Source organism: Nonomuraea sp. B5E05 (genome assembly GCF_039880665.1).
Lineage (GTDB): Bacteria > Actinomycetota > Actinomycetes > Streptosporangiales > Streptosporangiaceae > Nonomuraea.
This window is the reverse complement of record NZ_JBDPMJ010000009.1, coordinates 1-19,863: the sequence shown is the minus strand read 5'-3', so window position 1 is coordinate 19,863 and position 19,863 is coordinate 1. Positions and strand designations below refer to the sequence as shown.

The window sequence follows — 19,863 nt, the reverse complement described above, 5'->3', positions numbered from 1 at the left end:
AATGGGGCGGATCGCCGGGGAAGATCAGTGACATCTCTCGACATGACGTACTTACCGCTGACGGTGAAAAGGGATACCGGTTACCAGAAAAGAGACGTTGGTGACTGATGTTCGGTATACGACTCACGGTAGCGTGGGCGACCGTGCAGGGTTACAACGATGATCTTCGCCTCGCGCATGTCATGGCGGACGCCGCCGATGACCTGACCATGCGGCGGTTCAAGGCGGTCGATCTGAAGGTCGACACCAAGCCCGATCTGACGCCGGTCAGCGACGCCGACCGCGCCGTGGAGGAGGCCATCCGGGGCACGCTGCGCCGTGCCAGGCCGCGCGACGCGGTCGTGGGAGAGGAGTTCGGCAAGACCGGGTGGGGCGCCCGGTCGTGGATCATCGACCCCATCGACGGCACCAAGAACTACGTGCGCGGCGTGCCCGTGTGGGCGACCCTGATCGCACTCATGGAGTACGGCGAGGTCGTCGTCGGCCTCGTGTCGGCCCCCGCCCTCGGCAGACGCTGGTGGGCGGCCGCCGGGGGCGGCGCGTGGACCGGCAAGAGCCTAACCAAGGCGTCCAGGATGACCGTGTCGTCGGTCTCGACCCTGGAGGACGCGTCGTTCTCCTACTCCAGCTTCGACGGCTGGGAGAAGACGGGCCGGCTCGACAACTTCCTCGACCTCGGCCGCGCCTGCTGGCGCACGAGGGCGTACGGCGACTTCTGGTCGCACATGATGGTCGCGGAGGGTTCGGTGGACGTGTCCGCGGAGCCCGAGTTGTCGCCGTGGGACATGGCGGCGCTCACCGTGATCGTCGAGGAGGCCGGCGGCGTGTGGACCGACGTGGCGGGCGTGAAGGGCCTGGAGGGCGGCAGCCTCGTCTGCACCAACGGCACCCTCCACGGCGAGGTCGTCCGCCGGCTCAACGCCTAGGACCGGCCTCGGACTGGATGCCGGCGGTTGCGGCGTTCAGCTCCTGTTCATCCTTGTACGTCACATTTCCCCCATACGTGACACCGCTGGGCGGATTGTCGTGTCCCAGCGGATCCTGGTCCCAGAAGTTCCCCCGGTAGACCACGTTCTCCAGCGGCGGCCCCACCATGAGGACGGCCGTGTTGTCCGCCCGCAGGACGACGTTGCCCTCCACCGTCACCCACGAGGCCCCGTAGTCGGTGTACAGCCCGAAGTTGTACGGCGTGCGCGTGTCCTTGATGACGTTCCCCTGGACGAGCGCCTGGTTGTCCGGGGAGTCGCCCTGCGGCCCCGACAGGTAGACGCCGCCCCCGTCGGCCAGCACCTCCATGGTGTCCGCCGTGCGGTTGCGCAGGATCTGGGCGCCCTGCCCGGAACCCACGACGATCCCGCAGTGGGGCACGTGGGCCACCTCGTTGTGCGCGACCACGCAGTCACGCGTGCCCGACACGGAGATGCCCGGCGCGCCGCTGAACTCGAGCCCGGTGTGGTGCACGCGGTTGTCCTCGATCGAGGTGGCCCGGCTGCCGGAGACCTCGATGCCGGCGCCGGACAACGTGTCGAACGTGCAGCGGCGCACCGCGAGACCGGCGCCGCCGGTGACGCCCAGCCCGGAGGCGCCGAGCCGGGTGAACCGGCAGCCCTCGATCTCCACGTTCTCGGTGGCGTCGAAGGTGACGCAGCCGGGGATCGTGACGGAAGCGGTGGGATACGTCACAGACGCCCCTTCCCCGATGACCGCCGTCTCGACGCCGCCGCCCTCGTAGTAGCCGGTGCCGTGGTAGTGCAGGAACCCCTCGGCCGCGCTCGGGCGCAGCCAGGTGGCCTCGGCGAACACCAGGCCCCTGAACGACACGTCGCGCGCCCCCGCGGCGCTCACCAGGCGCTCCAGGACGGGTGCGACGACCCGCGTACGGGAGGGGTGCTCCCCGGGGCGGGGCAGGTACATCAGCACGTGCCGCCCCGGACGCGACCGGTCGAGCACGAAGGTGCCCGGCTCGGCCAGGAAGGCGGCGTCGTTCTCGATGCGGGTGGGCAGGCCGGGCCCGCTCGACGACTGACCCTCCCACGTCGAGTTGTAGAGCTCGCCGGCCCACCCGAAGGCGGGCTGTGCCATGGTGATCACGGTCTCGTCCCCGTCGCGGGAGACTCCTGCGACCCCGCAGCGGGCCTCCGTCCAGGGGTAGACGCCCCGGAAGACGAACTCGACGTCCGCGGGGCTGCGCCAGCCGAGCGGCTCGCCGCCGTCGGTGACGTAGCCGGTGGCGGTCGCGCGGACCTCGCCGGGCAGCCCGGGGACGGCAGCCCGCTCGGCCCTGCGCCCGTCGACGTAGAGCTGGCGGGTGTCGAGCTCGCCGACCTCGGCCACCCAGACGCCGTCGCGCTCCTGCCACCCCGTGATGACCCGGCCGCCGCTGATCACGGGCTCCTCCTGCTCGGAGGTGCCGTAGCCGTACGCCTGGAAGACGATCCCCGAGTCGTCCCCGGTGAGCTCGAACGGCCGCGCGAGCGTGTGCACGCCACCCCTAAGGTGTACGACGGCGTCGCCGCCGGCCTCGCGGGCCGCGGCCCTGGCGCGGTCGAGGGTGGCGAAGGGGCGCCCAGCCGATCCGGGCCAGGAGTCGTCGCCGGAGGGCGCGACGTGGAATTGGAACATCTGAACCACCTTTGCTGTTTATGGCGTACACGAAGTAGTACACCATAAACGAGGGAGGGCGCACATGGCGAGGGGCAGGGCCGACGACCCCGACCACGGTGTCGAGCTGCTGTGGCGGGCCGGCGACCGCGAGCCGAGGCAGGGCCTCAGCCTGCCCAGAATCGTGCGCGCCGCCGTGGAACTCGCCGACGACGAAGGCCTGGCGGGCCTGTCGATGCGGAAGGTCGCCGACCGGCTCGGCTTCACGACCATGTCGCTCTACCGCCACGTGCCCGGCCGCGGCCAGCTCGTCGACCTGATGCTCGACGAGGTTCTCGGCGAGCACCCGCAGCCCATGGAGACGGGCGGCTGGCGGGCCCGCCTGGAGGCCGTGGCCAGGCATGCCTGGGAGATCCGCAAGCGGCACCCGTGGCTGGCCGAGGTGCGCGGCAGCCGCCACGTCCCCGGCCCCAACGCCGTCGCCCACTACGACTACATGCTGAGCACGCTCGCCGGCACGGCGCTGCGCCCCTCGGAGGTCATCGCGGTCGTGGGCATGGTCGGCCGGTTCGTCGACGCCGAGGCCCTGGTCCTGGTCGAGACCCGGCGGGAGGAGCGGCGCAGCGGGGTGTCGGAGGAGGAGTGGTGGGGCTCGCGCGACTCGCTCTACGAACGCCTCGACCGCTATCCGACGCTCTCCCACCTGTGGACCGCGGGCGGCTGGGACCACCCCGAGGACTCCTTCGACTTCGGCCTGCGCCGGCTGCTCGACGGCGTCGAGGTCCTCGTTCGAAAGCGTGACGAAATTCGTGATGAAAAGTGCGCGGAATGCGGCGGCCCGCTGGAACCGGCCCCGTCCGGCCGCCCCCGCGTCTACTGCTCACGCGCCTGCCAGCAGCGCGCATACCGCAGACGCAGGAACGGTTAGAGCGCCAGCACCCGCCGCACCGCGTCCATCAGGGTGTCCCGGTAGCCGCCCCCGAACAACACCACGTGCACGAGCAGCGGATGCAACTGGTGCAGCGGCACCCGATCCCGCCACCCCTCCGCAAGCGGCCACTCCTCCCGGTAGGCCCCCAGCACCCGATCGAGGTACGGCAGCCCGAACAGGTCGAGCATGGCCAGGTCGGTCTCCCTGTGCCCGCCATGGGCGGCCGGATCGACCAGCACCCCTGACCCGCCCGACCACAACACGTTCCCGCTCCAGAGGTCACCGTGGATGCGCGCGGGCGGCCCGGCAGGCCCCGCCACCTCGGCGAACCGGTCCACCGTCCGCTCGACCAGGGAGACGTCCCGCGCCGGCAGCCGGGCCCGCCGCAGGAACGGCAGCACCCGCCGCGAGGCGTAGAAGGACGGCCAGTCGGCCGCGGGGGCGTTGTCCATCGGCAACTCGGCGATGAACCCCGGCCAGGGCGCGCCGAAATCGTCCGCGCCCTCGCGGTGCAGCCGGGCCAGCTCACGCCCGAACCGCTCGGCCGCCGTGGCACTGGGCGGCTCCTGTCGTACCCACGACAACACGAGCCGGTCCGGCCCGACCTCGATCACCTCGGGCACCGCGATCACCTCGCCCAGCCAGCGCAGCCCAGCGGCCTCGGAGGTGAACACCTCGGAGCGGCGCCGGTCGCCCTGGCCGCCCGCCACGGACGTCTCCCCGCCGCCCTGGCCGCCCGCCACGAACGCCTCGGAGCTCTGGCCGCTCTTCACGAACACCTCGCGCCCGTCGTCCAGCACCCCCCGCTGGAGCCGCCAGCCGTGCGACGAGCCGAGGTCCTCAGTCAGTCTCATCGGCGAGCTCATCGGCGATGTGTTCAACCACGCCCTCGGATGCCGCCTTGACCAGCGCGAGCACCTCCTCGAATCCTTCAGTGCCCCCGTAGTACGGATCGGGCACCTCGGCCCCCTCCGGCGCGGCGGGGTCGAAGGAACGGAACAACAGCACCTCCACCTCGTACGGCGCCATCCGCCGCAAAGTGGACAGATTGTCCCGATCCATGGCTAGAACCAGGTCGTAACGGGCGAACCAGTCGCCCGCGAACTGCCGCGCCCGGTGCACCGACCCGTCGTACCCGTGCCGCGCCAGGATGTCGAGTGCCCGCTCATCCATGGGGTCCCCCACGTGCCACTCGCCGGTCCCGGCGCTGTCGACGGTGACCCGGTCCCCCAGCCCGCGGCCGGCGAGCGTCTGGCGGAGCACCGCCTCCGCCATCGGGGAGCGGCAGATGTTCCCCATGCATACGAGGCATACGCGATAAGTCATAGCTCCCATCATGAGGGTGACCTGGTGCGTTCACCGAACGTTCACCCTTGCTAGGGGTCTGAGTCACCTTCGCTGCATAGCTTCATGGCGACTAAGGACCAAGTGGGAGGAACCCAACCGTGAAGTATGCAGGCCGGCTCGCCGCCGTCGCCTTCGTCGGCGCGCTCTCGCTCGCTGCGTGCGGCACAGACAACAACACCGGGGCCAGCGGCACCACCGCCGCCACCGAGGCCGCGGCTGACAGCGGTCTGAGCGGCACGATCAACGCCGCGGGCTCCTCTGCCCAGGCCAACGCGATCGACCAGTGGAAGAAGGAGTTCCAGGCCAAGAACTCCGGGGTGAGCATCAACTACCAGCCCAGCGGATCCGGTGCGGGCATCCAGGCGTTCATCCAGGGCACGGTCGCGCTCGCGGGTTCCGACTCGGCCCTGAAGGACGACGAGCCCGCCAAGGCCGACGCCCGCTGCAAGACCGGCAAGGCCCTCAACATCCCCATGGTGACCGGCCCCGTCGCGGTCGTGTACAACCTGCCCGGCGTCGAGGGCCTGCAGCTGTCGCCCAAGACGCTCGGTGGCATCTTCAACAGCAAGATCACCAAGTGGGACGACCCGGCCATCAAGGCCGACAACCCCAATGCAACGCTCCCGTCCACGCCGATCCAGGCCTTCCACCGGGCCGACGAGTCGGGCACGAGCGACAACTTCACCAAGTTCCTCGAGGCCACCGCCGACTGGCCGTACGAGGCCGCCAAGGCCTGGCCCGCCGAGGCCAAGGGCCAGGGTGCCAAGGGCTCCGACGGCATCGCCTCCTCGGTCAAGGACACCGAGGGCGCGATCAGCTACGTCGAGATGTCGTTCGCCGACAACTCCCAGCTCCAGAAGGCCAAGGTCGCCAACGGCTCCGGCGAGTTCGTCGAGCTGACCCCGGAGAGCGCGGCCAAGACCGTCGAGACCGCCGAGATCAAGGGCACCGGCAACGACCTCGCCCTGTCGATCGACTACGCCACCAAGACGCCGGGCGCCTACCCGATCGTGCTGGTGACGTACGAGATCACCTGCGAGAAGGGCCTGCCGGCCGAGGAGTCGAAGCTGGTCAAGTCGTTCCTTACCTACACCGCCAGCGACGAGGGCCAGGCGGCGCTGAAGGACCTGGGCTACGCCCCGCTGTCCGGCGAGCTGCTCACCAAGGTCCGCTCCACTGTCGAGGCGATCTCCTAAGAGCTGATGACGACCAAAACGGAAATCCGTGAAGGCGGACCGGTCACGAGCCGGTCCGCCTCGCGGCGCAGCCATGGTGAAGCGCCCTTCCGCTTCCTGTCCACCGGGGCCGGCATCCTCCTGCTGGGAATCATGGCGGCCATCGCCGTCTTCCTCATCGGCGAGGCCATCCCCGCGCTGCGGGCCAACAAGGGCGACTTCCTCACCGAGCTGACCTGGGACCCGAACAGCAGCCAGGTGTTCGGCATCGGCGCGCTGGCGTTCGGCACCGTGCTCAGCTCGGCACTCGCACTCGTCATCGCCATGCCCATCGCGGTGGGCGTGGCGCTGTTCATCTCCCACTACGCGCCGCGCCGCCTGGCCGGGCCGCTCGGCTACCTGATCGACCTGCTCGCCGCGGTGCCCAGCGTGATCTACGGCCTGTGGGGCGTGACCTTCCTCGTGCCGCTGCTCCGGGAGCCGTCGCAGTGGCTGAACGAGAACTTCGGCTGGTTCCCGCTGTTCGCCGGCGAGGGCGCGATCGGCGGCAAGACCATGCTCGCCGGCGGCATCGTGCTCGCGATCATGATCCTGCCGATCATCGCGGCCATCTCGCGTGAGGTGTTCCTGCAGGTTCCGAGGATGAACGAGGAGGCCGCGCTGGCCCTCGGCGCCACCCGCTGGGAGATGATCCGCATGGCGGTGCTGCCGTTCGGCCGCCCCGGCGTGATCAGCGCCGCGATGCTCGGCCTGGGCCGGGCCATGGGCGAGACCATCGCGGTCGCGCTGATCTTCCCGGCGACGTTCGGCATCAGCTTCCAGATCCTCACCCCGCAGGGCAACAGCATCGCCGCCAACATCGCCAACGGGTTCGGCGAGGCCGGCGACATCGGCCGTGGCGCGCTGATCGCCTCAGGACTGGTGCTGTTCATCATCACCCTGCTCGTCAACATGGCCGCCCGCATGATCATCAACCGGCGCAAAGAGCTCATGAAGGCCGACACATGACCACCATCCAGCACATCTCGACCGGCCGCCGGCTCAAGGACCGCATCGTCCAGGGGCTGGTCTATCTGGCGTTCGCGCTGGCCGTGGTGCCGCTCGTGTCCGTGCTCTGGCTGGTGATCTCCAACGGCCTGGCGCGGTTCGACATGACGTTCCTCACCCATTCGATGCGCGGAATCGGCGCGCGCGACGTGGGCGGCGGCGCCTACCACGCCATCATCGGCACCCTGGAACAGGTCCTGCTCTCTTCGCTCATCTCGGTGCCCATCGGGTTGCTCACCGCGATCTACCTGGTCGAATACGGCAACGGCGGCCGGCTGAGCCGGGCCATCAGCTTCTTCGTCGACGTCATGACCGGCATCCCCTCGGTGGTCGCCGGCCTGTTCGTGCTGGCGTTCTGGATCCTGTTCCTCGGCATGCCCTACTCCGGCTTCGCCGGCGCCATGGCGCTGTCGATCCTCATGATGCCGACCGTGGTCAGATCCGCCGAGGAAATGCTGCGGCTGGTGCCCGACGACCTCCGTGAGGCTTCGTACGCGCTGGGCGTGGCCAGATGGCGCACGATCCTCAAGGTCGTGCTGCCGACCGCGTTCACCGGCATCGTGACGGGCGTCATGCTGGCCGTGGCCAGGGTCGCGGGCGAGACGGCGCCGCTGCTCCTGACGGTGTTCTTCACCGACTCCATCAACAACGACCCGTTCAACGGGCCGCAGATGGGCCTGCCCCTCTACGTCTTCGACCAGGCGGCGCGTCCCAACGACACCGCCATCGACCGGGCGTGGACCGGCGCCCTCACGCTCATCCTGATCGTCATGCTGCTCAACCTGGTGGCGCGTCTGATCGCCTGGTGGCGTTCACCCGCCAGGCGCCGATAGGGGGTAACCGCAGATATGTCCAAGCAGATCCAGGTCTCGGGCCTCGACGCGTACTACGGGTCGCACAAGGCGATCGAAGACGTGTCGATGACCATCGAGCCGCGCTCGATCACCGCGTTCATCGGCCCGTCCGGGTGCGGCAAGTCGACGTTCCTGCGCACGCTCAACCGCATGCACGAGGTGATCCCCGGCGCTCGGGTCGAGGGCAAGGTCCTGCTCGACGGCGACGACCTGTACAGCAGCAACGTCGAACCCGTCTCCGTACGCCGGATGATCGGCATGGTCTTCCAGCGCCCCAACCCGTTCCCCACGATGTCGATCTACGACAACGTCGCCGCCGGCCTCCGCCTCAACGGCCGCGTCAGCAAGGCACACCTCGACGACACCGTGGAGGAGTCGCTGAAGGGCGCCAACCTGTGGAACGAGGTCAAAGACCGCCTCAGCAAACCCGGCGCCGGCCTGTCCGGCGGGCAGCAGCAGCGGCTCTGCATCGCGCGGGCCATCGCGGTCAAACCGCAGGTGCTGCTGATGGACGAGCCGTGCTCGGCGCTCGACCCCATCTCGACGCTGGCCATCGAAGACCTCATGGCCAAGCTGAAGGACGAGTACACGATCGTCATCGTCACCCACAACATGCAGCAGGCCGCCCGGGTCAGCGACAGGACCGCCTTCTTCAACCTGGCCGAGCAGGGCAAGCCCGGCAAGGTCATCGAGATGGACGAGACGTCCCGCATGTTCACCAACCCGTCCCAGAAGGCCACCGAGGACTACATCACGGGACGCTTCGGTTGATGACCCGACAGCAGACGGCAGCCACGATGAACGGGGACACGAGGACCAAACCCGTACTGCTCATCGCCGACCCTGACGGCGCCGTCGTGGACGCCCTGGCGGCCGCCCTCGAACGCGAGGGCGTGGCCGTCACGGGCGCGCCTGACGGCGCCCAGGGGCTGCTGCAGGCCGGTGCCCTGCAGCCCGACGTGGTGCTCGTCTCGGCCACGCTGCCGGTCATCGACGCTGTGGACTTCGTCCGCGCGGTACGCCTCGCGCGGGCCGTACCGGTGCTGCTCGGCGTCGGCGAGGGGCACGCCGAGCAGGCCGTACGCGCGCTCGCGGCAGGGGCGGCCGCCTGCGTGGCCAGGCCCTACCGGGTGCCCGAACTGCTGCCGTTCATCCAGGCGGCCTCTCCCGAGTCGCACAAGGTGCTGGCGGTGGGCGGGGTCGAGCTGGACGTACAGGCCTACCAGGTGCGCGTGGGCGGTCGCACGGTGCACCTGCCGCTGCGGGAGTTCGAGCTGCTGCAGTATCTGATGCGCAACGCCGACCGTACGGTGACCCGCGAACAGATCATGCGTCACGTGTGGAACGCCGCGGCGACCACGTCGACCAACACGATCGCCGTGCACGTCAAACGCCTGCGTGCGCGCCTGGGCGACGAGGACGACCAGCTCATCCAGACCGTACGCGGTGTGGGTTACCGCCTCGTCACTCCGAGCATTTCCGGAAATCCCGCATGATGCGCTCGGTGACGCCTTCGACGGTCGCTATGCCGTGCCACACCTCCGGGCTCCCCTCGGTGAGCACGGCAACGGCGTAGTCGCGGCCGTCGCCCCTGATCAGCCCCACGCTGATCGTGGCCCAGCGCTTGGTCGAAACGCGCCTGAGCCACCCGTTCTTCAGCGCCGCGCGCTCACCCTCGCACGTCGCCTCGCTGATCCCCCAGTTTTGGCCGTCGACGACCCGGCCCATGAGGTCGAGCACCTGCTCCCGGTCCTTGGCCCTGAGCGGGCTCTTACCGGATACCAGTGCCTGCATGAGGCGGATCTGGTCCTCGACGGACGTTCGGGTGATTCCCCAGCAATAGAGGTCGAGGCAGTCCCCCGGCACGCCCTGCGTGTGTTTCAGGCCCAGCTTCTCCCCCGCCCTGGTGAACCCGGGCGCCCCGCCGATGCGCAGCCAGAGACGGTCGGCGGCGTGGTTGTCGCTGTAGCGGATCATCAGGTCGGCGTCGTGCCTGACGGCCGCGGGGAGCTTCTTCCAGGGGGTGTCGAGCAGGAGCGCCATGAGGATCTGGACCTTGGCGGTGCTCGCCGTGATCAGCCGCTCGCCGGGACGGTAGCGGTAGACCCGCCCCGTCTCCAGCTCCTTGACCATGGCCGTGACCGGCCCTGGACGGCTCCGCAGATAACGGTCGAGGCGTTCGGTGATCTTCTTGGCCGGGATCGGCGGCAGCGCCTCCTCGCGCGCGCTCTGCTCGATCCTTCCCTGCGCTTCCCGGTGCACCTCGGAGAACGTGGTCACGTCCAGCACGGCCGGCAGGGCAGCGTGCATCCTCGCGGGCACGGGCCTGGGCATCGGGACCAGCGGCAGGAGCAGGGCGACAATGATGACCAGTCGTGGTATCGCTCTCGCCCCAAGCGCGATCATCCAAGCATTATCACGACATTTCACAACACGCCGCTAGACCTGCTACGAGCGGTCCACACGCCGGGAACAGGGACGGCACCTGAGCCCGGCTGATGGTCCGGCACGCCGAAGACTCTGCCCAGGAGGCCCGTGCCGGAGATCCGTGGTCAGCGCGAGGTGGGCAGGGTGATGTCCGGGGTGAAGTGCCGGTCGTCGATGTGGGCGACGGCGTAGTCGATGGCGCCCGTGACCACGCACTCGTCCCCCAGCGTCGAGGCGCGCAGCTCCGGCGGGCGGATGCAGGCGCGCTCCAGGCGTTCGCGCAGCCGGGGCAGCAGGACGTCGGCCGAGCGGGAGAAGCCGCCGCCGAGCACGACGACCTGCGGGTCGAGCAGCAGGACCATCGCGCTGGTGCCCACGGCCAGGTCGTCCACGTACCGTTCGACCGCCGCGAGCGCCACCGGGTCGCCGGCGCGGGCGGCGGCCAGGGTGTAGCCGGCGGCGTCCGCCGGAGAGGTGTCGTCGGGGATGACCGGGCAGTTCTGCAGGTGCTCCGAGGCGTCGAACAGTTGCGCCTGCGGCAGCATCGCGATCTCTCCGGCCGCGGCGCCGAAGCCGCGGTGGACCTTGCCGTCGATGATGACCGCCGCCCCCAACCGCCGGCCGACGTGCAGGAACACCACGTCGCTCGCATCCCGCGCGGCGCCGCGCACGGCCTCGGACTTGGCGGCCAGGCGGCTGTCGTTCTCGACGAGGACCTCGCAGGGGAACATCCCTCGAAGGCGCCCGGCCAGGTCGAGCCCGGTCCAGGCGGGGATCGCGGCGCAGTAGCGGATGCGTCCCTCCGGGGTGACCACGCCGATGGTGCCCGCCGCGACGATCCAGACGTCGTCGATCGTCTTGCCGCCCAGCGCCAGGCAGTTCGCGACCGTCCGCTCGATGGCGGCCAGCCGCTCGTCCAGGGGCGTGTCCGGCTGCACGGGCTGGCGAGTCTCGGCGAGGATCTCGCCGTTCAGGTCGGACAGGGCGGCGCGGATGTTGTGGCCGCCTATGTCGAGCCCCACGAGGTGACCGCTTGTCGCGCGGAAGCGGTAGCGGCGGGCGGGCCGGCCGACGATGCCCTGGGCGGGCGGGGTCTCCTCGACCCAGCCGAGCCGCTTGAGCTCGTCCACGACCTCCTTCGTGGAGGGGCGCGACAGGCCGGTGCGCTCGGCCAGGGCCGACAGCGTCAGAGGGCCGGCGCTGCGCAGCGTCCCGATCGCGGCCAGGACGTTGAGCTGCCTGAGCCGTGACAGGTCGCCGCCGCGAAGTGTGGCTGCCATCGTCCGTCCTAACGCAGGTTTCCTGTGTAAGCCGCTTCATTATGCCAGGAGTTGAGTGCGCAAAGATGACCAAGAACGCCAGATCTGCGCAGAAATGAGCATTGACCCGTGATCTGGGCGGATGCTAATAATGAAAGGCTCCTTCGTAATTATGAGAGAGGTGGAGCCGATGCCGTTCGTGCACGTGGGGAAGGCCGGAAGCGCCCGCGTCCCGGCGCTGGTCCGTTCCGAGGGGACCGGTCGATGATCGTCCCCAAGCCCTTGCGGTACGAGCCGCGTCCCGGCCGTTTCGTCATCGACAGGGAGACCGCGCTCACCGCCGACCCGGTGCTCGGCCCGGTCGCGGCCTGGCTGCGCGGTGAACTCGCCCCGGTGACCGGAGGCGAGCTGCTGCCGTCGGGCGGCCCGGGGCCGGCGATCCGGCTCGCTCTCGGCGACGGCCTGCCGCCGGAAGGCTACCGGCTCACCGTCACCCCTGGCGGGGTCACGCTCGACGCCGGATCGGCGGCCGGGGCCTTCTACGGGGCGCAGACCCTGCGCCAGCTCCTGCCGGCCCACGCCTTCCGCCGGTCGGGGACGGGCGAGGCGCTGGAGCTGCCCGCCGTGCACGTGGCCGACGAGCCCCGCTTCGCCTGGCGCGGCGCCATCCTCGACGTGGCCCGGCATTTCATGACCAAGGCAGACGTGCTGCGCTTCATCGACCTGATGGCCCTGCACAAGCTGAACGTCCTGCACCTGCACCTGACCGACGACCAGGGCTGGCGCATCGAGATCAAGCGCTACCCGCGCCTGACCGAGATCGGCTCCTGGCGCGAGGAGAGCCAGGTCGGCTGGATGGGCGCGATGGACGGCCGGCCGCACGGCGGCTTCTACACCCAGGACGATCTCAGGGAGATCGTCGCCTACGCCGCGCGCCGCCACATCTCGGTCGTGCCCGAGATCGACCTGCCCGGCCACACCCAGTCGGCCATCGCCGCCTACCCGAAGCTGGGCAACGTGGACACCCCGCTGGGCGTGGGCACCACGTGGGGGGTCGGCTCCAACGTGCTGAACGTCGAGGACGCCACGATCACGTTCTTCAAGAACGTCTTCGACGAGGTGCTGGAGCTCTTCCCCAGCCCGTACGTGTGCGTCGGCGGGGACGAGTGCCCCAAGGACCAGTGGCGGGCCAGCCCGTCGGCCCAGCGCCGGATCGCCGAGCTGGGGCTGCGCGACGAGGACGAGCTGCAGAGCTGGTTCATCCACCAGTTCGACGCCTACCTGACCGAGCGTGGCCGGCGCCTGGTCGGCTGGGACGAGATCCTGGAGGGCGGGCTCGCGCCGGGCGCGGTGGTGGCCGCCTGGCGCGCCGACGTGGGCGCGGTGGCCGCCGCCCGCGCCGGTCACGACGTCATCAACTGCTCCAACACCGCCGTCTACCTCGACTACCGGCAGAGCCCGCTGGAGGACGAGCCGCTGCCGTTCAGGACCGTGCTCACTCTTGAGGACGTCTACGCCTTCGAGCCCGTCCCCGCCGAGCTGCGCGGAGACCCGGCCGCGGGACGAGTCCTGGGCGCCCAGTGCGGGATCTGGACCGAGCTGATCGACTCCACCCGCCACGTCGATTACATGGCCTTCCCCCGGTTGGCGGCCTTCGCGGAGACCGTCTGGTCGGGTCCCGAGCGGGACCTGGCCGACTTCCGCCGCCGCCTGGAGGCGCACCTGCCGCGCCTGGACGCGATCGGCGTCGAGTACCGGCGCGAGTCCGGCCCGCTGCCCTGGCAGCGTCGGCCGGGGGTGCCCGGCAGGCCGGAGGAGCCCGCGGAGTGGCAGGCGACGCTGGACTCCTGGACCGCCAATCTCAGAAACCCCCGATGAGCATCCGGACGGCGGGCCCCCGCGCGGGCTCCGGCGCGGCCCCCGGGCTGACGGGCCGGGTCGCGGGCCTGTGGCAGCGCACCGTGCCATGGCGCTGGCTGACGCCGAGCACGGTGCTCATCGCGGGGGTGATCGGATTCCCCGCCCTCTACATGGTCTGGATGTCCTTCCTCGACATCAGCAGGATCGGGCTGGTCACCGGGATGGCAGGGCTGGACAACTACGCCCGCCTGCTCACCGAGGACGCCCTCGGCCTCGTCGTCGGCAACACGCTGCTGTGGCTGGTGATCGTCGTTGGGCTGACCATGCTGCTCTCGCTCGCGCTGGCGCAGTTCCTGGCCAAGGACTTCTTCGGCCGCAAGTTCGTCCGGCTCGCGCTGGTGGTGCCGTGGGCGACCTCGCTGGTGATGACGGCGACCGTGTGGCGCTTCATCTACGAGGGCGGCAACGGCCTGCTCAACCGGATGCTGATGGACCTGTCGATCATCTCCGCGCCCGTCGACTGGTACAAGGATCCGGCCACGGCGCTGTACTCGGTGATGGCCGTGGGCATCATCACCTCGATGCCGTTCACCACGTACGTGCTGCTGTCCGGGTTGCAGACGGTGCCGCACGACGTGCTGGAGGCCGCGCGGATCGACGGCGCGAGCGCGTGGGCGACCTGGCGGCGGGTGACGCTGCCGATCCTGCGGCCGTCGATCATGATCGCGCTCGTCCTCAACATGCTGCACGTCTTCAACGCGTTCACCGTCATCTGGGTGATCATGGGCAAGACGGCGGGCAACCACGCCGACACGACCGTGACGTGGCTGTACAAGATCGCGTTCACCGCGCAGCTCGACTCGGGTGAGGCGGCGGCGCTCGGCGTGCTCAACGTCGCCTTCCTGCTGCTGCTCATCCTGGCCTTCGTACTGGTGCTGCGGCCGCACCGCAATCCCTCGGCGAGCAGCGCGCCCCCCGCTCCGTCGCCCGCCGTCCCAGAGCCTGCGCCGGTCGCGAGCCAGGTGGGTCCGCCCGCCGGACCCTCCAGGAGCCCGGCGCCGGGGCGGCGCCGCGGACGGCCGGCGGCGCTCGCGCGGGCGGGGCGCGGGTGGCGGCGGATCCGTCCCGTCGTGCTCCCGGTGATCGGGTTCGCGGTGGCGCTGTTCTTCATCGCGCCCTACGCCGCAATGTTGTTCGGCTCGCTCAAGACCGACGCCGAGCTGTTCGCCGTACCGGCGAACTACCTGCCCGAGACCTGGGCGTGGTCCAACTACGCGGACGTGTGGCGGCGCATCCCCCTGGCGGACTTCTTCCGTGTCAGCCTGACGATCGCGCTGGCCTCCACGGCACTGGTGCTGGTCCTGGCCGCACCGGCGGCGTACGTGCTGGCCCGCATGAGGTTCAGGGGACGCACCGCGTTCCTCAGCGTGATCCTGGTGACGCAGATGTTCCCCGCCGTGGCGCTGCTCATCGGGCTGTACCGGCAGGCGGTGTTCGTCGACGGGATCAACAGCTACGGCGTGATCATCGCCATCAACTCGGCCTTCAACCTCGCCTTCGCCGTGTGGATCCTGCACGCCCACTTCAGCGCGATCCCCGTCGAGATCGACGAGGCCGCCATGATGGACGGTCTCGGCAAGTTCCGGATCATGTTGCGCATGATCCTCCCGCTGGCCGCGCCCGGCCTCGTCACCGTGGCGATCTTCACCTTCATCCAGGTGTGGAACGAGTTCGTCATCGCCCTGACGCTCTTCAACGACCCGGCCGGCGGGCGCGTGCCCCTCACGGTCGGCGTCCAGCAGTTCATCGGCCTGTACGAGACCAACTACCAGTATCTCTTCGCCGCGGCGCTGATGGCCATCGTGCCGGCGGTGATCCTGTTCGCGTTCATCGAGAAGCATCTGGTGAGCGGCCTGACCGCGGGGAGCACCAAGTGACAACGAGAAAGATCGGTGTGAGATGACCTCCAGAACCAGACCACGGCTCGGCGCTCTGGTCGCGCTCGCAGGTCTCGTGCTCGCGCTGGCCGCGTGCGGCGGCGGGCCGGGCGGCGCGGACGGCGGCTCCGGCGGCCAGAACTCCATCAAGCTGGTCGTCGCCCAGTACACCGAGGGCACCCGCCCCTACTGGGACAAGCTGATCGCCTCCTTCGAGGCGGCGCACCCAGGCAAGAACGTCGACCTGCAAGTGATCGACTGGGGAAACCTGCAGAGCCAGGTGAACACCATGGTGCAGACGAAGCAGTTCCCCGACATCCTGAACATCAACGTCTTCGCCGACTACGCGGAGGCCGGGCTGCTGTACCGCGCCGAGGAGGTGGTCTCCAAGGAGGTCCTGTCGGACTTCCTGCCGTCCTTCGCCGAAAACGCCTCCTTCGACGGCGCCCAGTACGGCCTGCCGTTCGTCGCGACCGTCAACGGCCTGTACTACAACAAGACGATCCTCAAGGAAGCCGGTCTCGACGAGCCCCCGGCCACGTGGGATGAGTTCCGCGCGGCGGTCAAGGCGATCAAGGCGCTACCCGGCGGCTACGTGCCCTACGCGATGGCGCTCGGCGCCGAGGCCGGCGACTACGAGTTCGGCACCTGGATGCGGGCCAACGGCGGCGACTGGCGTACCGGTGACCGGTGGACCGTCAACGACGAGCGGGCCGTCGAGACCCTGCAGTTCCTCAAGTCGCTGACCCAGGACGGCTACACCCAGCCGAACCCCGGCCAGACCAACCGCCCCGACGGCACCTGGCCACTGTTCGCCCAGGGCAAGGCGGCCATGGTATACGCCTCCTTCGGCACCCGTGCCTTCCTCGACCAGGTGGAGAAGTCGGGCGTCGACTACGGCACCGCGACGCACCCCACCAACCACGGCGCCGAACCGGCCACCCACGGCATCCAGGACTACCTGATGGCCTTCAAGAAGGACGGCAATCAGCAGCTCGTCCGCGAGTTCCTCGACTACTTCTACCAGGCCGCCAACTACGCCGAATACCTGAAGGTCGAGGGCCTGCTGCCGACCACGTCGTCCGCCTCAGCGATCATGCGCGAGGACCCGAAGGTCAGCCCCATCGTCGACATGGTGGCCAAGGCGCGCTTCGACCCGACCTCGCAACCGGTGTGGGCCGAGCTGCGCGGCACGGTGGCAGCCGAACTGGGCACCGCCGTCGGCCCCAGCGGCGACCCTCGAGCGGTGCTCGACAAGTTCCAGCAGATCGTCGAGCCCTCATGAGCCGTATCGCCCGCTGATGAGAGGTCTCGCCGGTTCGAGAACACACTCGATATCCGCGCCGCCAGGGCTGGACGCTGCACCAGGGCCCCGCTCGGGCCCGTGCCTGGTGAGCCCGCCTCTTCGACTGCCGTCCCATGCGTGGTCGCGGGGTCGGTCATCGACCCGCCTGACGGAAACGACGACGAGGAGATCGGGATCGGGCGGCGAACCCGGTCGGCCTGTGGTGTGGATGAGGAGACGCGCATCGAGGCCCTCCCGGCGCTGAGGAGACGCACAACACCGCAGCGCCGGATCGTGCGCGTGGTCAGTGGCTCACCAGGCCGGCCTTCTCGCTGGAGAGGCTGGCCGTCGAACCGGCTGCCTCACCGGACGAGGCAGGTTGACTCGACCTGGCCGAGAGCGTCGTCCTTGACCTGCGTCTCCTCCAGTAGCCGGGCCCGGGTGCCGTCCCGTTCCCAGCATTTGGACCGCTCGTAGCAGGTCTGCCAAGGCCCCGTACCGCTCGGGGACGTCCCGACCCGCCCACACGACCGATGAGTTCCGCCTCGCCGCATCGTCTGCCTGTAGTAGGGAACGTCCCCATCCTCGCCTGCGGGCGGCCGGGGACGAGACGGTAAGGAGCGTGCACACCATGGACCAGGAGAACGTCAGCGCCACCCTGACCATCGCCATGCCCGCCGCGAGGGTGTTCGCGGCGCTGGCGGACCCGACGACCCATGCCGCGATCGACGGCACCGGCTGGGTTCACGAAGCTGTCAACCAGGCACCGCTCACCAAGGTGGGGCAGCTTTTCCGGATGGACATGCATCACGCCGGCCATCCGAACGGTGACTACCAGGTGGTCAACAAGGTCCAGGTGCTCGACCCACCGCACGCCATCGGCTGGCTGACGGGCTATGACAAGGGCGACGGTCAACTGGAATTCGGCGGCTGGATCTGGCGGTACGACCTCACCCCGCTCGGTCCGTCCAAGACCGAGGTCACGCTCACCTACGACTGGTCGGCGGTGCCCGACTCCATCCGGGCATACCTCCGGTTCCCGCCGTTCGGCCCTGACCATCTCACCAGCTCGCTGCACCACCTGGCAGAGCTCGTCTCCGACAGGTGACCGGCGATCGACCACCTGCACCGGATGGCTCGGACCGGGGATGACCACCCACCGGAACCTGAGACCTCGGACGCAGGCGACACCCTCTGACGCCCACTCCGCTCCGAACGACGCCCCGTGGTCGGTGCCCGACCGTCCGCGCCCGACCGGCGCGGGCCACCGGTTCACCCATGACGGCATCTGGCCGACGGGGGACATTGATCGCTGCACCCCGGCAGGACACGGCCCAGCCGGACACATCGGCCCTGGCCGGACAGGCTACCCCGCCGGGCACCGTCCGCCACGCCGAACGCGCACCCCCGGCCCCGCGACACCGGCATCGGTTCCAGCACCGCCGTCGACGTCGCGTCGCCGGCAACGGAGCGACGTCAACCGTCGAAGCCTGACCACCACCCCAACCCGATGATCATTCGGCCACAGCGCTAGACGCGAGCGGCGGCCAGCTTCGCGATGGAATCGTCGTCACACGTATCCCAGAAGTCCCCGACGACGTCTTCCAGGTGCTGGAGCGACTCGGCCCGGAACAGGACATCCTGATATTTCGTGATGTCGTAATGCGTGGTGCCCATGGCGGACAGGTCCAGCGGCCTGATGTCCATGCCGCGGAACTCCTCGATCTCCCCGTACGACGACAAAATTCCCGCCCCGTACGCCTTGAGCTCGCCGGTCTCCTGCATGACCCCGAATTCCATGGTGAACCAGAACACCTTCGACACGAACTCCAGCGCCTCCTCCCCCTCGACGCGCCGTGCGGCCTGGCCCGCCAGGCGGTAGAGGGCGGCGTACCGAGGGTGGGCGAGCGCGTTGGCATGCCCGATCACCTCGTGGATGACGTCGGGCTCCGGAGTGTAGAAGGGCACGGAGTGGTGCCGGATGTACTGCGTCGAGTGGAAGAACCCGTCCGCGAGCACGCCGTAGAAATCCCGCAGCGGCACCAGTCCCGCCGCCGGCAGATAGCGGAAACCGGTCAGCGGCTCCAGGAGTTGGGAGACCTCCTCCAGTTGCGGGATCCTCTCCTGAGGCAGCCCCAGCCTGGCGGCGCCGTCGAGATATTCCGCCGTGGCGTACTTGGCGTGCTTGATCCCCAGCTCCCTGGTGACCGTCGCCCACACCTCGTGCTCCTGCTCGGTGTACTCGGCGACCGGGATGGGCGTGCCCGGCTGATAGTTGACCGCCAGCCCTGCGATGGCGTTGCGCCGCGACCGATACACCGGATCCGCGAACCCCGGATGCGAGGCGGACAACTCGACCACCACGGAGCCGTCCGCCTGAGCCGCAACTGGGGCGAAGTACTGCGCTTCCTCAAACATGCCCCACATGACAACAAGTCCCGCTTTCGCTGGCAAGAGCGACCAGCTTGACTGAGCGATACGCTAGTTCCCGCATGCCAGAACACGCGTTTCCTGGACGAATCGCACAGCTGCGGAGGACGCCCTCGTGGACGATCTAGACGCCCGCCTGCTCGTGACCATGCGAGCCCACCCTCGCATCGGCCTCACCGAACTCGCCCGCCTGCTCGGGGTGGCCAGGGGCACGGTGCAGGCCAGGGTCGAAAAGCTGACCGCCAGAGGCGTCATCGAGGACTTCGGCCCCACCGTCTCACCGGCCGACGCAGGCTATCCGATCCTGGCATTCGTCTGGCTGCAGATCGCCCAGGGGCGCCTGGAGGAGGCGGTGGAAGCCCTGCGCGCCGTACCGCACATCCTGGAGGTGCACGGGACGAGCGGACAACACGACCTACTGTGCCGGGTCGTCGCCAGAACCACGGAACACCTCCAGGAGATCATCGCCCACATCCTGACGTCCCCCGCGGTGCAACGCACGGACTCCACCATCGCCCTGTCCACCCAGATCCCCCACCGGATCGAACCGCTCCTGGCAGACGCCGTCACCTGACGGAAACACAAAGAGGGGGTTTCGACGCGCTAGGCGTCGAAACCCCCTCCAAAGATTGTCCGGCGGTGACCTACTCTCCCACACCCTCCCGAGTGCAGTACCATCGGCGCAGAGAAGCTTAACTTCCGGGTTCGGA

General features: G+C 69.4%; 18 protein-coding genes, 1 rRNA gene and 1 pseudogene. 12 read left to right on the top strand and 8 right to left on the bottom strand.

Features of this window, described 5'->3' with window-relative positions; translation table 11 throughout:
* Positions 1-143 precede the first annotated feature (143 nt).
* Entirely contained in the window at positions 144-926 is a 783-nt protein-coding gene (hisN, locus tag ABGB01_RS18260) for a histidinol-phosphatase (RefSeq protein WP_347774636.1), read from the top strand.
* Here the strand turns inward: hisN and ABGB01_RS18255 are convergent.
* Entirely contained in the window at positions 916-2,622 is a 1,707-nt protein-coding gene (locus tag ABGB01_RS18255) for a right-handed parallel beta-helix repeat-containing protein (RefSeq protein ID WP_347774634.1), read from the bottom strand. The two genes, hisN and ABGB01_RS18255, sit on opposite strands and share 11 nt — an antisense overlap.
* A 64-nt stretch (positions 2,623-2,686) precedes the next feature.
* Here ABGB01_RS18255 and ABGB01_RS18250 point away from each other — a divergent pair, with 64 nt between their 5' ends.
* On the top strand, positions 2,687-3,529 hold the full coding sequence (locus tag ABGB01_RS18250; protein ID WP_347774633.1) for a TetR/AcrR family transcriptional regulator: 843 nt from the start codon (positions 2,687-2,689) through the stop codon (positions 3,527-3,529).
* Here the strand turns inward: ABGB01_RS18250 and ABGB01_RS18245 are convergent.
* The gene (locus ABGB01_RS18245) at positions 3,526-4,386 is read right to left on the bottom strand and encodes a fructosamine kinase family protein (RefSeq protein WP_347774632.1); all 861 of its coding nucleotides are present in this window, start codon (positions 4,384-4,386) and stop codon (positions 3,526-3,528) included. The two genes, ABGB01_RS18250 and ABGB01_RS18245, sit on opposite strands and share 4 nt — an antisense overlap.
* Positions 4,373-4,858 carry a low molecular weight protein-tyrosine-phosphatase gene (locus ABGB01_RS18240; RefSeq protein ID WP_347774631.1) on the bottom strand — a complete coding sequence of 162 codons (486 nt, stop codon included), beginning with the start codon at positions 4,856-4,858 and terminating at the stop codon, positions 4,373-4,375. Before ABGB01_RS18240 ends, ABGB01_RS18245 begins: the two co-directional genes overlap by 14 nt.
* Positions 4,859-4,977: 119 nt before the next feature.
* Between ABGB01_RS18240 and pstS the strand changes: the two genes are divergently transcribed.
* Genes pstS through ABGB01_RS18215 form a run of 5 tightly spaced genes read left to right on the top strand, consistent with a single transcriptional unit; the run spans position 4,978 to position 9,451 of the window.
* Positions 4,978-6,075, top strand: a complete 1,098-nt coding sequence (pstS, locus tag ABGB01_RS18235) for a phosphate ABC transporter substrate-binding protein PstS (protein WP_347774630.1) — start codon at positions 4,978-4,980, stop codon at positions 6,073-6,075.
* A 6-nt stretch (positions 6,076-6,081) separates the two neighbouring features.
* The gene (gene pstC / locus ABGB01_RS18230; RefSeq protein WP_347774628.1) at positions 6,082-7,062 is read left to right on the top strand and encodes a phosphate ABC transporter permease subunit PstC; all 981 of its coding nucleotides are present in this window, start codon (positions 6,082-6,084) and stop codon (positions 7,060-7,062) included.
* A complete protein-coding gene (pstA, locus tag ABGB01_RS18225; protein ID WP_347774626.1) occupies positions 7,059-7,934 on the top strand; it encodes a phosphate ABC transporter permease PstA in 876 nt (291 codons plus the stop codon). The genes pstC and pstA overlap by 4 nt, the downstream gene beginning before the upstream one ends.
* Positions 7,935-7,949: 15 nt before the next feature.
* The gene (pstB, locus tag ABGB01_RS18220; protein ID WP_347650464.1) at positions 7,950-8,726 is read left to right on the top strand and encodes a phosphate ABC transporter ATP-binding protein PstB; all 777 of its coding nucleotides are present in this window, start codon (positions 7,950-7,952) and stop codon (positions 8,724-8,726) included.
* On the top strand, positions 8,726-9,451 hold the full coding sequence (locus ABGB01_RS18215; RefSeq protein WP_347774625.1) for a response regulator transcription factor: 726 nt from the start codon (positions 8,726-8,728) through the stop codon (positions 9,449-9,451). The genes pstB and ABGB01_RS18215 overlap by 1 nt, the downstream gene beginning before the upstream one ends.
* Here ABGB01_RS18215 and ABGB01_RS18210 read toward each other — a convergent pair.
* Positions 9,420-10,361, bottom strand: coding sequence for a serine hydrolase (locus ABGB01_RS18210; RefSeq protein WP_347774623.1), 942 nt, complete (start codon positions 10,359-10,361; stop codon positions 9,420-9,422). The two genes, ABGB01_RS18215 and ABGB01_RS18210, sit on opposite strands and share 32 nt — an antisense overlap.
* A 146-nt stretch (positions 10,362-10,507) precedes the next feature.
* Entirely contained in the window at positions 10,508-11,662 is a 1,155-nt protein-coding gene (locus tag ABGB01_RS18205) for an ROK family transcriptional regulator (RefSeq protein WP_347774621.1), read from the bottom strand.
* A gap of 243 nt (positions 11,663-11,905) precedes the next feature.
* Between ABGB01_RS18205 and ABGB01_RS18200 the strand changes: the two genes are divergently transcribed.
* From ABGB01_RS18200 to ABGB01_RS18190, 3 genes are read left to right on the top strand one after another with little or no spacing between them, the layout of a single operon-like run.
* Positions 11,906-13,519, top strand: coding sequence for a beta-N-acetylhexosaminidase (locus ABGB01_RS18200; RefSeq protein WP_347774620.1), 1,614 nt, complete (start codon positions 11,906-11,908; stop codon positions 13,517-13,519).
* Entirely contained in the window at positions 13,516-15,438 is a 1,923-nt protein-coding gene (locus tag ABGB01_RS18195) for an ABC transporter permease subunit (RefSeq protein WP_347774619.1), read from the top strand. The genes ABGB01_RS18200 and ABGB01_RS18195 overlap by 4 nt, the downstream gene beginning before the upstream one ends.
* A 22-nt stretch (positions 15,439-15,460) precedes the next feature.
* Positions 15,461-16,723 carry an extracellular solute-binding protein gene (locus ABGB01_RS18190; RefSeq protein ID WP_347774617.1) on the top strand — a complete coding sequence of 421 codons (1,263 nt, stop codon included), beginning with the start codon at positions 15,461-15,463 and terminating at the stop codon, positions 16,721-16,723.
* 425 nt (positions 16,724-17,148) lie between these two features.
* Here ABGB01_RS18190 and ABGB01_RS18185 read toward each other — a convergent pair.
* Positions 17,149-17,239 (bottom strand): annotated as a pseudogene (locus ABGB01_RS18185) (IS5/IS1182 family transposase); the annotation flags it as partial.
* Positions 17,240-17,354: 115 nt separating this feature from the next.
* Here ABGB01_RS18185 and ABGB01_RS18180 point away from each other — a divergent pair.
* A complete protein-coding gene (locus tag ABGB01_RS18180; RefSeq protein ID WP_347774616.1) occupies positions 17,355-17,831 on the top strand; it encodes an SRPBCC family protein in 477 nt (158 codons plus the stop codon).
* A gap of 422 nt (positions 17,832-18,253) precedes the next feature.
* On the opposite strand, the gene ABGB01_RS18175 is transcribed toward ABGB01_RS18180, so the two are convergent.
* A complete protein-coding gene (locus tag ABGB01_RS18175; protein ID WP_347774615.1) occupies positions 18,254-19,141 on the bottom strand; it encodes a phenylalanine 4-monooxygenase in 888 nt (295 codons plus the stop codon).
* 127 nt (positions 19,142-19,268) lie between these two features.
* On the opposite strand from ABGB01_RS18175, the gene ABGB01_RS18170 reads away from it, so the two are divergent.
* Entirely contained in the window at positions 19,269-19,727 is a 459-nt protein-coding gene (locus ABGB01_RS18170) for an Lrp/AsnC family transcriptional regulator (RefSeq protein WP_347624534.1), read from the top strand.
* Between the two features lie 57 nt (positions 19,728-19,784).
* On the opposite strand, the gene rrf is transcribed toward ABGB01_RS18170, so the two are convergent.
* A 5S ribosomal RNA gene (gene rrf, locus ABGB01_RS18165) occupies positions 19,785-19,863 on the bottom strand; the annotation flags it as partial.